The sequence below is a fragment of the Pseudomonas sp. genome, from assembly GCF_035512415.1.
Lineage (GTDB): Bacteria > Pseudomonadota > Gammaproteobacteria > Pseudomonadales > Pseudomonadaceae > Aquipseudomonas.
The window spans coordinates 449019-464735 of record NZ_DATKDZ010000013.1 but is presented as its reverse complement, the minus strand read 5'-3'; the positions used below and the strand labels follow the sequence as shown (position 1 = coordinate 464735).

11 protein-coding genes are annotated in these 15717 nt (G+C 60.2%); 4 read left to right on the top strand and 7 right to left on the bottom strand.

The features are described 5' to 3' along the window. Positions 1–12: 12 nt before the first annotated feature. The 4 genes from fabG (at position 13) to VMP31_RS07700 (ending at position 2809) form a co-directional block, all read left to right on the top strand. Positions 13–741 carry a 3-oxoacyl-ACP reductase FabG gene (fabG, locus tag VMP31_RS07715; protein WP_325506124.1) on the top strand — a complete coding sequence of 243 codons (729 nt, stop codon included), beginning with the start codon at positions 13–15 and terminating at the stop codon, positions 739–741. Further along, positions 741–1976, top strand: coding sequence for a beta-ketoacyl-ACP synthase (locus tag VMP31_RS07710; protein WP_325505709.1), 1236 nt, complete (start codon positions 741–743; stop codon positions 1974–1976). The genes fabG and VMP31_RS07710 overlap by 1 nt, the downstream gene beginning before the upstream one ends. 70 nt (positions 1977–2046) lie before the next feature. Then, a complete protein-coding gene (locus VMP31_RS07705; RefSeq protein ID WP_325505707.1) occupies positions 2047–2490 on the top strand; it encodes an excinuclease in 444 nt (147 codons plus the stop codon). Then, positions 2480–2809 (top strand): cytochrome c, encoded by a 330-nt coding sequence (locus VMP31_RS07700; protein WP_325505705.1) that lies wholly within the window; start codon positions 2480–2482, stop codon positions 2807–2809. The genes VMP31_RS07705 and VMP31_RS07700 overlap by 11 nt, the downstream gene beginning before the upstream one ends. 194 nt (positions 2810–3003) lie before the next feature. Here the strand turns inward: VMP31_RS07700 and hemE are convergent, their stop codons facing one another. From hemE to pilQ, 7 genes are all read right to left on the bottom strand, one after another. Then, positions 3004–4071, bottom strand: a complete 1068-nt coding sequence (hemE, locus tag VMP31_RS07695) for a uroporphyrinogen decarboxylase (RefSeq protein ID WP_325505703.1) — start codon at positions 4069–4071, stop codon at positions 3004–3006. Between the two features lie 180 nt (positions 4072–4251). Beyond that, positions 4252–5670, bottom strand: a complete 1419-nt coding sequence (locus tag VMP31_RS07690; protein WP_325505701.1) for an FAD-dependent oxidoreductase — start codon at positions 5668–5670, stop codon at positions 4252–4254. 34 nt (positions 5671–5704) lie between these two features. Further along, positions 5705–10153 (bottom strand): glutamate synthase large subunit, encoded by a 4449-nt coding sequence (gene gltB / locus VMP31_RS07685; protein ID WP_325505700.1) that lies wholly within the window; start codon positions 10151–10153, stop codon positions 5705–5707. Between the two features lie 232 nt (positions 10154–10385). Then, entirely contained in the window at positions 10386–11948 is a 1563-nt protein-coding gene (locus tag VMP31_RS07680) for an SPOR domain-containing protein (protein WP_325505698.1), read from the bottom strand. A gap of 10 nt (positions 11949–11958) precedes the next feature. Beyond that, positions 11959–13062 (bottom strand): 3-dehydroquinate synthase, encoded by a 1104-nt coding sequence (aroB, locus tag VMP31_RS07675; RefSeq protein ID WP_325505696.1) that lies wholly within the window; start codon positions 13060–13062, stop codon positions 11959–11961. A 51-nt stretch (positions 13063–13113) separates the two neighbouring features. Then, positions 13114–13632, bottom strand: a complete 519-nt coding sequence (gene aroK, locus VMP31_RS07670; protein ID WP_325505694.1) for a shikimate kinase AroK — start codon at positions 13630–13632, stop codon at positions 13114–13116. 4 nt (positions 13633–13636) lie between these two features. Then, positions 13637–15703 (bottom strand): type IV pilus secretin PilQ, encoded by a 2067-nt coding sequence (gene pilQ, locus VMP31_RS07665; protein WP_325505692.1) that lies wholly within the window; start codon positions 15701–15703, stop codon positions 13637–13639. Positions 15704–15717 lie beyond the last annotated feature (14 nt).

Sequence of the window (15717 nt, the reverse complement as noted above, 5' to 3'; positions counted from 1 at the left end):
GAACAAGCAGCCGTGAGCGAAACCATTCTGGTCACCGGCTCCAGTCGTGGCATCGGCCGGGCGATTGCCTTGCGTCTGGCCAAAAGCGGCTATGACATCGTGCTGCATTGCCGCGCCCGCCGCGATGAAGCCGAAGCGGTGCAGGCGCAGATCATCGAGATGGGCCAGCAGGCGCGCATTTTGCAGTTCGACGTGTCCGATCGAGCCGCCTGCCGCGCCGCACTGGAGGCCGATGTCGAGCAATACGGTGCCTACTACGGCGTAGTGTGCAACGCCGGCCTGACCCGCGACGGTGCTTTCCCGGCGCTGAGCGAAGAGGACTGGGACATCGTCATGCGCACCAATCTGGACGGTTTCTATAACGTGCTGCATCCGCTGACCATGCCCATGGTGCGACGGCGCAAGGCCGGACGCATCGTCTGCATCACCTCGGTGTCCGGGCTGATCGGCAACCGCGGCCAGGTCAACTACAGCGCCTCCAAGGCCGGCGTTATCGGTGCGGCCAAGGCCTTGGCGATCGAGCTGGGCAAGCGCAAGATCACGGTCAACTGCGTGGCACCGGGGCTGATCGATACCGAGATTCTCGATGCCGATGTGCCAATCGAGGAAATCCTCAAGATGGTCCCGGCGCAACGTATGGGCACCCCGGAAGAAGTGGCCGGCGCGGTGAATTTTCTGATGTCCGAGGAGGCGGCCTACATTACCCGCCAGGTCCTCGCGGTGAACGGTGGGTTGTGCTGATGAGCGGATGCAAACGGGTTGTAGTCACCGGTATGGCCGGCGTGACCTCGCTGGGCAGCGACTGGCCGACGATTGAAGCGAACTTCAAGGCCGGCAAGAGCGGTATCCGCTATATGCACGAGTGGGACAGGTTCAGCGAGCTGAACACCCGCCTCGGCGGCCCGGTGGATGACTTCGTGCAACCCAAACACTGGAACCGCAAGCAGACCCGCAGCATGGGTCGGGTCTCCAAGCTGGTGGTGTACGCCGCCGAACGCGCGCTGGAACACGCCGGCCTGCTCGGCGACGAATCGATCAAGGACGGCCGTATGGGCGTGGCCTGCGGCTCCTCCACCGGCAGCACCGATGAGATCAAGGCGTTCGGCAATATGCTGCTCAACTCGGTGGCCGACGGCCTGAATGCCAACTCCTATATCCGCATGATGCCCCACACCACGGCAGCCAATATCAGCATCTTCTTCGGCCTCAAGGGCCGCCTGATCCCCACTTCCAGCGCCTGCACCAGCGGCAGCCAGGGCATCGGCTATGCCTATGAAGCGATCAAGTTCGGCCGCCTACCGATGATGCTCGCCGGCGGTGCCGAAGAGCTGTGCCCCACCGAAGCCATGGTGTTCGATGCGCTGTACGCCACCAGCCTGAAAAACGATGCCCCACACACCTCGCCACGCCCCTACGACAGCGGCCGCGATGGCCTGGTGATCGGCGAAGGTGCCGGCATTCTGGTACTCGAAGAGCTGGAACACGCCCTGGCCCGTGGCGCCACCATCCACGCCGAAATTGTCGGTTTTGGCTGCAACGCTGATGGCCAGCACGCCACCAAACCGGTGCAGGCGACCATGCGCGGGGCGATGGAGCTGGCGCTGCAGGATGCCGGTTTACAGCCCTCCGCCATCGGCTACGTCAACGGCCACGGCACCGCCACCGACCAAGGCGATGTCGCGGAAACCCAGGCCACTCAGGAGCTGTTCGGCAGCCAGATGCCGATCAGCTCGCAGAAGAGCTACTTCGGCCACACCCTCGGGGCTTGCGGCGCGCTGGAGTCCTGGTTCAGCATCGAAATGATGAACGCGGACAGCTATGTGCCGACGCTTAACCTGGAGAATATCGACCCGGCCTGCGGCGAGCTGGACTACCTGCGCGGTGAATTCCGCCAGATGAGCCACCAGTACGTGATGAACAACAACTTCGCCTTTGGCGGAGTGAATACCTCGCTGATCTTCAAACGCTGGAGCTAAAAGGCAGCCGGATTACACTGATTTTTTGCGCAACACCCTGACCAGAAACTCACAAGAAAGGAGTCACCCGATGAAAGCCAAGAACTGGATCCTTGCTGCCGCCTGCCTGAGCCTGTTGCCAGCCGTCAGCCAGGCCCGCGACACCACCCACTTTCTGCCATTCGACGCAGTTGTGCAGGAAGCCCTGAATGCCGGCCGCCTCGATGGCAGCGTGAAGTTCTACCTGGCGGGCAACAAGCCGGCCGGCGCGGTCAGCGTGGTTAAATCCGGCGTAACCACCAGCAAGAAGACCAACGCCTTCAACAAGAGCGACGAAGGTGCCTGCTCCTGGGCCCTGCAATCGGCGCTGATCCACCTGCAGCAAGCCGCCAAGGCTGTAGGGGCCAACGCCGTGGTGGATATCGCCAGCAACTACAAACATGTCGAATACAAGGACAGCCAGAAGTACGAATGCCACGCCGGCGCGATCATGGCGGGCGTCGCACTCAAGGGAAACCTGGCCAATGCCAAATAAGCCGGCGCTGCTCGGCCTGCTCGCTGCGCTGAGCTTACTCGGCAGCCTGCCCGCGCTTGCCGAAGGGGATAGCCAGCAGCTGTACCGTGAGCACTGCGCCAAATGCCACGCCGCAGACGGCCGCGCTAACACCCTGCGCGGCTGGCTGTACTTTGCGCAGAACCTGAGCAAAGCCAAGTGGCAGGACAACAACAGCGACAGCGACATCCTCCAAGCCATTCAGGATGGCCCCGGTGCCATGCCCGGCTACGCCGACAAGCTCAGCGAAGCCGAGCAGCTAGCGCTGGTAAAAGCCGTGCGCGATTTACGTAAGCCCTGAGAACCTGCCCCGGATCTGCTGCGCGTCGGCGATACTGCGTTAAAAATGGCCTCGGAATGCTCATTTACACCAGTAAACTCCGCTTCCTCGGCCATTTTTGCCTTGTCTCGCTCTAGCTCGCGAGATCCGGGTCAGGCTCTAAGAAACGTGGACAAAACAAAGGCCGCATTAGCGGCCTTTATTTTGTGCAGAGTTTACTGATGGTACTGCCCAGACAATTCATGTACCGCTTCGAAGAAGGCCCGAGCGTGTTCCGGGTCGACTTCCGGGGTGATGCCGTGGCCGAGGTTAAACACCTGGCCGCTGCCATGACCGTAGGCAGCGAGGATGCGCCCCACTTCGGCGCGGATCGCCGCCGGGTTGGCGTATAGCACGCTCGGGTCCATATTGCCCTGCAGCGCCACCTTGTTGCCGACCCGGGCGCGAGCGCTGCCGATATCGCAGGTCCAGTCCAGGCCCAGGGCTTCGGCACCGGTCTCGGCCATGGATTCCAACCACAGGCCGCCACCCTTGGTGAACAGAATTACCGGCACGCGGCGGCCGTCGTGTTCGCGGATCAGGCCGTCGACGATCTTCTGCATATAGGCCAGAGAGAACTCCTGATAAGCCGCCGCCGACAGCGAACCGCCCCAGGAGTCAAAAATCTGCACCGCCTGCGCGCCCGCTTTGATCTGCCCGTTGAGGTAGGCGGTGACCGACTGCGCCAGCTTATCGAGCAGCGCGTGCATGGCCTGCGGGTTGTCGTAAAGCATGGCCTTGGACTTGCGGAAGTCCTTCGACGAGCCGCCTTCGACCATATAGGTGGCCAGGGTCCAAGGGCTGCCGGAGAAGCCGATCAGCGGCACGCGGCCATTCAGTTCGCGGCGAATGGTACGCACGGCGTCCATCACATAGCCCAGGTCCTGCTCTGGATCAGGGATCGGCAGCGCCTCGATATCGGCCATGCTGCTGATGACCTTCTTGAAGCGCGGGCCCTCACCAGTTTCGAAGTACAGGCCCTGGCCCATGGCATCGGGGATGGTCAGGATGTCAGAAAACAGAATCGCCGCGTCCAGCTGCGGGTAACGATCCAGCGGCTGGATGGTGACCTCGCAGGCCAGCTCCGGGTTCTTCATCAGCTTGACAAAATCACCGGCCTTGGCGCGGGTGGCGCGGTACTCCGGCAGGTAACGACCGGCCTGGCGCATCATCCACACCGGGGTGACGTCGACAGGTTGCTTGAGCAGAGCACGAAGGATGCGGTCGTTCTTCAGGGCGGTCATGGCAGTTCCCGAGAAAAGTAGTCGGCGAAAAAGTGCGGGCATTTTCGCAGAGCGCAAAACAAAAGGCACGGCGAGTGCCGTGCCTTTTGTCTATAGGGTCAATTTGTCGCGGGTAGGATGGGTGATAACTCATCACCGCGATTGATGGGTTATCACCCATCAATCGCCAGCATCGACAGATCAGACGCCGAGGTAATCCAAGATGCCTTCGGCGGCATTCCTGCCTTCGAAGATCGCCGTCACCACCAGGTCAGAACCGCGGACCATATCGCCACCGGCGAAGATTTTCGGGTTGCTGGTCTGGTGCTTGAACTGGCTCTGCTCCGGCGCTACCACACGGCCCTGGCTGTCGGTTTCGATCTCGAAATCGCTGAACCAGGCAGCCGGGCTTGGGCGGAAACCGAAGGCAATCAGCACGGCTTCCGCCGGGATGATTTCCTCGGAGCCAGGAATCGGCTCAGGGCTACGACGGCCACGGGCATCCGGTGCGCCGAGACGGGTCTCGACCACTTTCACGCCTTCAACCTTGTCTTCACCAACGATGGCGATGGGCTGACGGTTAAAGAGGAATTTCACCCCTTCTTCCTTGGCGTTTTTCACTTCCTTGCGCGAGCCCGGCATGTTTTCTTCGTCGCGGCGATAGGCGCAGGTCACGCTCTTGGCACCCTGGCGGATCGAGGTGCGGTTGCAGTCCATCGCGGTGTCGCCGCCGCCGAGGACGACGATGCGCTTGCCCTTCATGTCGATAAAGTCTTCCGCGTTCTTCTCAAATCCGAGGTTGCGGTTGACGTTGGCGATCAGGAAATCCAGCGCATCGGTGACACCCGGCAGGTCTTCACCGGGGAAGCCGCCCTTCATATAGGTGTAGGTGCCCATGCCCATAAACACGGCATCGTACTCATCCAGCAGCTGCTGCATGGTGATGTCTGTGCCGATCTCGGTGTTCAGGCGGAACTCGACGCCCATGCCAGTGAAGACTTCGCGGCGATTGCTCAGCACGCTCTTCTCCAGCTTGAACTCGGGAATACCGAAGGTCAGCAGGCCGCCGATTTCCGGGTTCTTGTCGAACACCACCGGGGTCACACCGTTGCGCACCAGTACGTCGGCGCAGCCCAGGCCAGCCGGGCCTGCACCGATCACCGCAACGCGTTTGCCAGTCGGCACCACGCGCGACATGTCCGGACGCCAGCCCATGGCAAACGCCGTGTCGGTGATGTACTTCTCCACCGAGCCGATAGTCACCGCGCCGAAGCCGTCATTCAGGGTGCAGGCACCCTCGCACAGACGGTCCTGCGGACACACGCGGCCGCAGACTTCCGGCAGGGTGTTGGTCTGGTGCGACAGTTCGGCGGCGGCGAGGATATTGCCCTCGGACACCAGCTTGAGCCAGTTGGGAATGAAGTTGTGCACCGGGCACTTCCATTCGCAATAGGGGTTGCCGCAGCCCAGGCAACGATGCGCCTGGTCGGCCGCTTGTGCAGGCTTGAAGTTGTCGTAGATCTCGACGAACTCTTTCTTACGCTGACGCAACAGTTTCTTCTTCGGGTCTTTGCGCCCGACTTCGATGAACTGGAAGTCGTTATTCAGACGTTCAGTCATTGCAATACCTCATCAAACCACTTCAGGCGCATTCTTATTGCGGGTTGGCACGGGTGCTGGAGAGCAACGACTTCAGGCTTGCCGCCTTCGGTTTGACCAGCCAGAACTTGCGCAGGTAGTCGTCCAGGTTTTCCAGCAGGTTGATGCCCCACTCACTCGATGTTTCCTGGACGTACTCGGCGAGTACGCGCTCCAGGTGGCTGCGATAAGCCTCCATCGATTCATTGTTGATCCGCTGAATTTCCACCAGCTCGTGGTTAACGCGATCGTAGAAGCTGTTATCCAGATCGAGCACGTAGGCGAAACCGCCGGTCATGCCGGAACCGAAGTTGTAGCCGGTTTTGCCCAGTACGCAGACAAAGCCGCCGGTCATGTATTCGCAGCAATGGTCGCCAGTGCCTTCAACCACGGTGTGCGCACCGGAGTTACGCACGGCGAAACGCTCGCCCGCGGTACCGGCGGCGAACAGCTTGCCGCCAGTGGCGCCGTACAGGCAGGTGTTGCCGATAATGGCGCTGTCCTGGGTCTTGAACGGGCTGCCTTTCGGCGGGGTGATCACCAGCTTGCCGCCGGTCATGCCCTTGCCGACGTAGTCGTTGGCGTCGCCTTCCAGGTACAGGTTCAGACCACCGGCGTTCCACACACCGAAGCTCTGGCCCGCAGTACCCTTGAAGCGGAAGGTAATCGGTGCCTTGGCCATGCCTTGGTTGCCGTGTTTGCGGGCGATTTCGCCGGAAACACGGGCACCAATGGAACGGTCGCAGTTGCAGATGTCCAGATCGAACTCGGCACCGCTGGCGGCATCGATCGCCGACTTGGCCAACTCGACCATCTTCTCGGCCAGCAGGCCTTCGTCGAACGGCGGGTTGCGATCAACCAGGCAGAACTGCGGCTTGTCGGCCGGAATGTGGTCGCTGCCGAGCAGCGGCGTCAGGTCCAGATGACCCTGCTTGGCGGTTTCGCCCGGCAGCATTTCCAGCAGATCGGTACGCCCGATCAGCTCTTCCAGGCTGCGCACGCCCAGCTTGGCCAGCCACTCGCGGGTCTCTTCGGCGACGTAGGTGAAGAAGTTCATCACCATCTCGACGGTGCCGATGAAATGATCCTTGCGCAGCTTGTCGTTCTGCGTAGCCACGCCGGTGGCGCAGTTGTTCAGGTGACAGATACGCAGGTATTTGCAGCCCAGGGCGATCATCGGCGCAGTACCGAAGCCGAAGCTTTCGGCACCGAGAATGGCAGCCTTGATCACGTCCAGGCCGGTCTTCAGGCCACCGTCGGTTTGTACCCGCACCTTGCCACGCAGGTCGTTGCCGCGCAGGGTTTGGTGGGTTTCGGCCAGGCCGAGCTCCCACGGCGCACCGGCGTACTTGATCGAGGTCAGCGGCGATGCGCCGGTACCACCGTCGTAACCGGAGATGGTGATCAGGTCGGCATAGGCCTTGGCCACGCCGGCGGCGATGGTGCCGACACCGGCTTCCGCCACCAGCTTGACCGATACCAGAGCAGCCGGGTTGACCTGCTTGAGGTCATAGATCAGCTGCGCCAGGTCTTCGATGGAATAGATATCGTGGTGCGGCGGTGGCGAAATCAAGGTCACGCCCGGTACTGCGTAACGCAGTTTGGCGATCAGACCGTTGACCTTGCCGCCTGGCAGCTGGCCACCCTCGCCGGGCTTGGCGCCCTGAGCAACCTTGATCTGCAGCACTTCGGCATTGACCAGGTATTCCGGGGTTACACCGAAACGGCCAGTAGCCACCTGCTTGATCTTCGAGCTGCGCACGGTGCCGTAACGGGCCGGGTCTTCACCGCCCTCACCGGAGTTGGAGCGCGCGCCCAAACGGTTCATCGCCTCGGCGATGGCTTCGTGGGCTTCCGGCGACAACGCGCCGAGGGAAATCCCGGCGGAGTCGAAGCGCTTGAGAATCTCGCCCAGCGGCTCAACCTGATCCAGCGCCAATGGCTGATCGGCCAGCTTCAGTTGCAACAGGTCGCGCAGCATCGACACCGGACGGGTGTCGACCAGCGTGGTGTATTCCTTGAATTTCTCGTAACTGCCCTGCTGCACAGCAGCCTGCAGGGTGTTGACCACATCCGGGTTGTAGGCGTGGTACTCGCCGCCGTAGACGAACTTGAGCAGGCCACCTTGCTGGATCGACTTGCGCGCGTTCCAGGCCTCAAGCGCCAGCAGCTTCTGCTCGGCTTCGATATCGACGAAGCGCGCGCCCTTGATGCGGCTGGCCACACCACGGAAGCACAGCTCGGTGACGTCATCGGCCAGGCCGACCGCTTCAAACAGCTGCGCACCACGGTAGGAGGCAACGGTGGAGATACCCATCTTCGACAGGATCTTCAGCAAGCCTTTGGAGATGCCTTTGCGGTAGTGCTTGAACACTTCATACAGATCGCCCAGCACTTCGCCGGTGCGGATCAGGTCGCCCAGCACTTCGTATGCGAGGAACGGATAAACCGCCGACGCGCCAAAACCGAGCAGCACCGCATAGTGATGCGGATCGCGGGCAGTCGCGGTCTCGACCAGGATGTTGCAGTCGCAACGCAGACCTTTTTCGGTCAGGCGGTGGTGAATCGCACCGGTAACCAGCGAGGCGTGGGCCGGCAGTTTGCCTGGGGCGATATGACGGTCAGACAGAACCAGCAGCACCTTACCGGCGCGCACGGCTTCTTCAGCCTGATCGGCCATATTGCGCACGGCGGCTTCCAGGCCAATCGACTCGTCGTAGTTCATGTCGATCAGCTGACGCTCGAAGCCTGGGCGATCCAGGTTCATCAGGGCGCGCCACTTGGCCGGGGAAATCACCGGGCTGCTGAGAATCACCCGTGCGGCGTGCTCGGGCGACTCTTCGAAGATGTTGCGCTCGGCACCGAGGCAGATCTCCAGCGACATGACGATGGCTTCACGCAGCGGGTCGATCGGCGGGTTGGTGACCTGGGCGAACTGCTGACGGAAGTAGTCGTACGGCGAGCGCACGCGCTGGCTGAGCACCGCCATCGGCGTGTCGTCACCCATGGAGCCAACCGCTTCCTGGCCTTGTTCGCCCAGCGGACGCAGCACCTGGTCACGCTCCTCGAAGGTGACCTGGTACATCTTCATGTACTGCTTGAGCTGGTCCTGGTCGTAGAACGCCGAACCGTGGTCGTTGTCTTCCAGGGTCGCCTGAATGCGCTGGGCACTCTTGCGCATCCACTGCTTATAGGGATGGCGCGACTTCAGACGGTTGTCGATATCGTCGCTGCCGAGGATCTGCCCGGTTTCGGTGTCCACCGCCAGAATCTGCCCCGGGCCTACGCGGCCCTTGGCCAATACGTCCTCGGGTGCGTAGTTCCACACGCCGATTTCAGAAGCCAGGGTGATATAGCCATTCTTGGTGGTGACCCAGCGCGCCGGCCGCAGACCGTTACGGTCGAGCAGGCACACGGCATGGCGACCATCGGTAAGGACCACACCGGCCGGACCATCCCAGGGCTCCATGTGCATGGAGTTGTATTCGTAGAACGCGCGCAGGTCGGCGTCCATAGTTTCGACGTTCTGCCACGCAGGCGGAATCAGCATGCGCACGCCACGGAACAGGTCGATGCCGCCGGTGACCATCAGCTCGAGCATGTTATCCATGCTCGAGGAGTCGGAACCCACGCGGTTGACCAGCGGGCCAAGCTCTTCGAGATCGAAGATCTGGTCGTTGGCAAACTTCAGGCGACGCGCCTGCGCCCAGTTGCGGTTACCGGTGATGGTGTTGATTTCACCGTTATGCGCGAGGAAGCGGAATGGCTGAGCCAGAGGCCACTTCGGCAGGGTGTTGGTGGAGAAGCGCTGGTGGAAGACGCAAATGGCGGTCTGCAGGCGCTCGTCACCCAGGTCCGGGTAGAACTGCTGCAGGTCGGCCGGCATCATCAGGCCTTTGTAGATGATGGTCTTGTGCGAAAAGCTGCAGATGTAGTGATCGCTATCGGCGGCGTTGGCCACCGAGGAACGACGACGGGCGCTGAACAGCTTGATCGCAAATTCCTGATCGGACAGGCCTTCGCCGCCGATAAACACCTGCTCGATCTGCGGCAGACGCTCAAGTGCGAGGCGGCCGAGCACGCTGGTGTCGATTGGCACCTTGCGCCAGCCGACCAGGCTCAGGCCGGCGGCGAGAATCTCGCGATTCATGTTTTCGCGGGCAGCTTCGGCTTTAGCCGGGTCCTGGTTGAAGAACACCATGCCCACGGCGTACTGCTTGGGCAGTTCGACGGCAAAGTGCTGTTGGGCCATGGCCCGCAGGAAAGCATCAGGCTTCTGGATCAGCAGACCGCAACCGTCACCGGTTTTACCGTCGGCGTTGATCCCGCCACGGTGGGTCATGCATGTCAGGGCTTCAATCGCGGTCTGCAGCAGGTGATGGCTAGCCTCACCCTGCATATGGGCGATAAGGCCGAAGCCGCAGTTATCCTTGAACTCATCAGGACGGTACAAACCTGCTTTCATAGGGACTCTCACCAGACGGCCTATTACAAGGCAATTACTTTCTAATTCAACCACTTACCATGCGCGCAGGACTAAGCCCCAGCTTTGCGCAGGCGAAAGGGTGGTCATTGTACATACCCACCCAGACCGTCACAAATCTAAGTGACGAAGCAGTGAAAGCTTATGTCGCTAAAACGAAGGAACAGACCGAAAGGTCGTGTTAACGACCAATCGGTCAGAACGACAGGGACGGCTAGCGCGCCTGAGCAATTTCCTGCTGAATACCGGCAAAGTTACGCGGCCATGGTTTGCCGGCCTGCACCTTGGCTGGCAAGGTACGCAACGCCGCCTGCGCCTCATCACGGGTCGCAAAGCTGCCGTAGGTCACCACGTAGAGCGGCTGCCCCTGATGCTGCTTACGGAAATAACGATACTCGGCCCCATGCTCGCGAACAAAGGCCTGCGCACCACTCTCCGAGCGCGAACCCAATATCTGCAGGGTAAAGCGCGAACCGGCCTGCGTAGCGTACCAACCACTCACAGCCGCAGGCTGCGCCGCGGCCACAGGGGTAGCAGGCTTGGCGGGTGCAGGTGCAGGTGCAGGTGTTTGTACCGGAGCAGGTACCGGTTTAACAGGCGCGGGAACCACCACGGGTGGGGCAACGACCGCCGGTGCTGGCGTAATGGGAGCGATAGGCGCAGGAGCGGTCGGCAGGTCGACGGCACCTTCGCCACCAGCGCCATCACTCTCCTCCGCACTGCTCAGGCCAGCCGCCTGGGCCAGGGGCTGACGAATAACCGGCTGAGCTTCACCCACCAGAGGTAAAGGCATCGGCTGGTTGGCCCCTTCGAACTGAATGGACAGCTCAGCTTTATCGGGCACCACCGCCCCGGGTGCCGGTGCAGGAGTTGCCGCCTGATCAAGCGGCAGTTGCGCGATAACCGGCACATTATCCTCACCCGACTCGCGCCCTTGCATCATCCAGGCTGCCAGCACCCCGAGACTCACGACCAGCAAGGCCAAAACATGTTTTTTCGGCAAGTTCCAGGCGAAGCCTTTGCGGCCAGCACTCCGACGATCCGCCAGCATGGCTTCGATCAGGGTCTCGTGCGCCACCTGGTTAATCGCTCCAGGCCAGCCGCCGGACAGCTCATGGATAGTGGCAACCTGTTCATCCGTGAGAATTTCGATGCCCTGCCCGGCCCCATCCAGCCTCAGCGCCAAGTACTCGCGCGTCTCGTCTTCGCTGTAGGGCTGCAACTCGATGACATGAAAGCACTCTTCGCCGCCCGCCAACTGCTCGAGACGCGAGAGAATCCCCGACTCGGCAAACAGAAACACATGGGGACGACCTTCCGCATTGCCCGCCGCCAGACTCAGCAGACTGCTCAGCGCAGCATCGCTGAGGTCTTGCGCATCATCGACCAGGACATAGACTTCCTGTCCGGTAAGTGCCAACTGACCGACCTGAGCCAAAACCGAAGGCAGGTCGCCACGCTGCACCTGCAAGCCCTGGGCGAGCAACCGCAGAATACTGGCAGGATCGGACGCACCCTTGGCGGAAACTACAACACTCTGCACCGACTGCTTATTGGTACTGGCCACCAGCGCCTGACGCAGCAGGGTTTTACCGCCGCCCGCGGGACCGCTGACCACCAGCAGCAACTGGCTGTAACGCGCCAGGTGATGCAACTGCCCGAGAACAGGCTTGCGCTGTGCAGGATAGAACTTGAAACCCGGCACTCGCGCAGCAAAAGGATCGTGAGTGAAGTGGTAATGATCGAGAAACGCCTCGTCAGCATGCAAACTGGTCATGGTGCACTCATTAATTTTTAAGCCGATCCAGTTGCGCCGCATAATCTGCGCGCAACGTGGCATTCAACACCTCAGGGGCAAATTCGGCGGTGACAACCGCCGCCCCCAAGCCTCGCAACAAAACCAGACGCAGCTGGCCATCCAGCACTTTCTTGTCGACGGCCATATGCTCCATAAAATCTTCCGGGGTCATTTCCAGCGGCGGAACCACCGGCAGCCCGGCCGCCATAAACAAACGTACGCCGCGATCACGCTCGGCGGCGGAAATCCAGCCCAGCCGCTCGGACATATCCAGCGCCATTACGGTTCCGGCCGCCACGGCCTCGCCATGCAACCATGCGCCATAGCCTTGATGGGTCTCGATGGCGTGACCAAAGGTATGCCCAAGGTTCAAGGTGGCACGCACGCCCGACTCACGCTCATCGGCAGCGACTACCTGCGCCTTGGCTGCACAGGAACGGGCAATAGCAGCTGTCAACGCCTCCTGATCGAGGCCGCGCAATGCCGTCATATGCTCTTCCAGCCAGGACAGAAATGGCTCATCGCAGATCAAACCGTACTTGATCACTTCCGCCAAGCCTGCAGACAACTCACGCGCAGGCAAAGTAGCCAGCGTAGCGGTATCAATCAACACTGCTTGCGGCTGGTAAAACGCACCCACCATATTCTTGCCCAGCGGATGATTGATCCCGGTCTTGCCGCCTACCGATGAATCGACCTGCGACAACAAGGTGGTAGGCACCTGAATAAAATTGACGCCGCGCTGGTAGCAAGCCGCGGCAAAGCCGGCCATATCACCGATCACACCACCACCCAGGGCGACGATGGTCGTGCGCCGATCATGCCGCGCGCCCAGCAAGCCGTCGAACACCAACTGAAGGGTTTCCCAGGTTTTGAAGGCCTCGCCGTCCGGCAAGACAACAGAAGTCACGCTATAGCCCGCCAGCGCCTGCTGCAGAGCTGGCAGATAAAGAGGGGCAATCGTTTCATTAGTGACAATGGCTACCTGCCGGCCCACGATATGCGCCGCCAACAAATCCGTATGGCGCAGCAAGTCGCTCCCGATATAAATGGGGTAGGTGCGCTCACCGAGCTCGACATGAAGAGTTTGCATAAAGCCCCCAGATTGCAAAGGGCCCTAGGATAGCGCAGTTCAGCCTACGCTTTAACGGGGAGGAAGCGCTTCGATGCGCTCCAGTATCTCTTGAACGACCATACGGGGTGGGCGCTCATCGGTTTCCACTACCACATCCGCGATTTCGCGATACAGGGGATCACGAATAGCCAACAGGTCGGCCAGCACTTTTCCAGGATTCGGCGAGCGCAACAAAGGTCGATTGCGATCACGCGACGTACGATCAACCTGCTGCTCGACCGACGCATGCAAATACACCACACGACCGCCGCCACGCAGCGCCGCACGATTCTCTCCACGCATCACCGCACCGCCCCCGGTGGCCAGCACCATGCCGTCCACCTCACACAACTCGGCGATCACAGCCTGCTCACGATCACGGAAACCCTGCTCACCCTCGACATCGAAGATCCAGGGAATATCCGCACCCGTGCGCTGCTCGATCTCCTTATCCGAGTCCTTGAACGGCAACCGCAATTCTTTGGCAAGCAAACGCCCGATGGTGCTTTTACCAGCACCCATCGGGCCAACGAGAATCAAATTACGCACTTAATCAACGGCTCACCGCAACGGCTTGATTGTTCATGATGCGTGGGGTGAGGAAAATCAGCAACTCGGACTTGCTGTCTTTAACCAGATCACGTCGGAACAAAGCACCCAAGTAGGGGATATCACCAAGGAAGGGGACCTTGTCTACCGACTTGCTCTGAGTGTTGGAGAACACACCGCCAATTACGATAGTTTCGCCATCAGCCACAAGCACCTTGGCATTAACTTCGTTCTTACTGATCGCTGGTACACCGCCGCTAGCCGCCGCGTTAGTAAAGTCGGGGGCGTCCTTGGTTACCTTGACCTCCATGATGATACGGTTGTCCGGCGTGATCTGTGGCGTCACCTCCAAAGACAGAGCCGCCTGCTTGAAGGACGTACTTGTGGCACCACTGGAACTCGCCTCCTGATAAGGGATCTCAGCCCCCTTAAGGATTTTTGCAGTCTCTTTATCCGAGGTAACAACCTTGGGCTGCGAAATCACCTCGCCATTCCCGGTCTTTTCCATCGCGGACAGCTCAAGATCGAGCAGGGTATTGTTGGTAATAAAGCCTAGGTTCAGGCCAGTATTCGCACCAATTGCCCCTAGATCAACAAAATTACCCGCCTGAATTTCAAGGGGGTCGGTTCCCTTGATCAGGCTATTGGTTCCGCCCACAACGAAATTATTATCACCGAGGCTTACACCACGCCATTCAACACCTAGCGACTTGTCGAAATCAACATTCGCCTCAACAATGCGCGCCTCTACCATCACCTGACGCACAGGAATGTCGAGCTGCGCAACAATACGACGCAGCTCGTCAAGACGCTCCTGAGTCTGGTAGGCAATAATGCTATTGGTCCGGTCATCGACAGTTATTGAGCCGCGGTCATCACCAGCGCCTTCGGCGCTGGTGACCGACTGGAATAACTTGGCCATATCGGAGGCCTTGGCATAATTGACCTGAATCAGTTCGCGGCGCAGCGGAGCAAGCTCGGCAATCTGCTTCTGCGACTCCAACTCCTGCCGCTCACGCGCAGCAATTTCATCAGCCGGCGCAACCAGCAACACGTTGCCGATCTTGCGCTTATCCAGCCCCTTGGTTTTCAGGACCAAATCCAGGGCCTGATCCCAAGGCACATTCTGCAAACGCAGGGTGATATTGCCGGCAACCGTATCGCTGGCCACCAGGTTCAAGTCGGTAAAGTCGGCAATCAACTGCAACACCGAACGAACATCAATATCCTGGAAGTTCAGCGAGAGCTTCTCACCGGTGTAGGCAAAACGTTCGGCTTTTCTGGACTCTACATCGTCCTGAGTCAAGGGCTTGATGCTCAGGGTAAGTTTGTTATCGGTCTGATAGGCCAGGTAGTCATAAAGGCCCGTAGGCTCGATTACGATACTAGCCTTGTCGGCCGACCCGCTGGCGCTGACAAACTGTACCGGCGTGGCAAAATCCTTCACATCCAGACGTACGCGCAGGGACTCGGGAAGCTGGGTCCTGGCAAAGTCCAGACGAATCTTGCCGCCCTGATCCTGAATATCAGGGCTCACCGAAGCATCCGACAAGGTAATAACCACATTACCCTCGCCCTGATCGCCACGCTGGAAATCAATATTGCTGATAGCCCGCCCTTGCGGTGCATAAACCTTGGCCGGCGCAGCAGTGGCGACCGGGGTAGACTGCACGGCAGCCGTCGCCGTGCGAGCGCCCTCACCTACAACCACATAAAGATGGTTACCTTCAACACGGGTGTTGTAGGGTGCCAGATTGGTCAAGTTGATAATCAGCCGAGTACGATCCTTGGCCTCAACCACTGTAACGCTTCGTGCATTGCCCACGCCCAGCTCTCGATTCTTCGCACCCAGCTTGTTGGAAACGCCCGGCAGATCCAGAGCAATACGTGCAGGCTGTTCGATGGTATAGCCACGCGGGGCCAACACCGGCTCATCGAAGGTCAACTTCAACTCGACCTTATCGCCAGGCAGCGCCGCAACATCAAGCTTCTGCAGATCTGCAGCCAAGAGCGATGGCGACAACAACCCAGCCAACAGGGAAAGACCTAAACGCGAAAGGGAGCTGTTCATTATCAGGTTCCGTT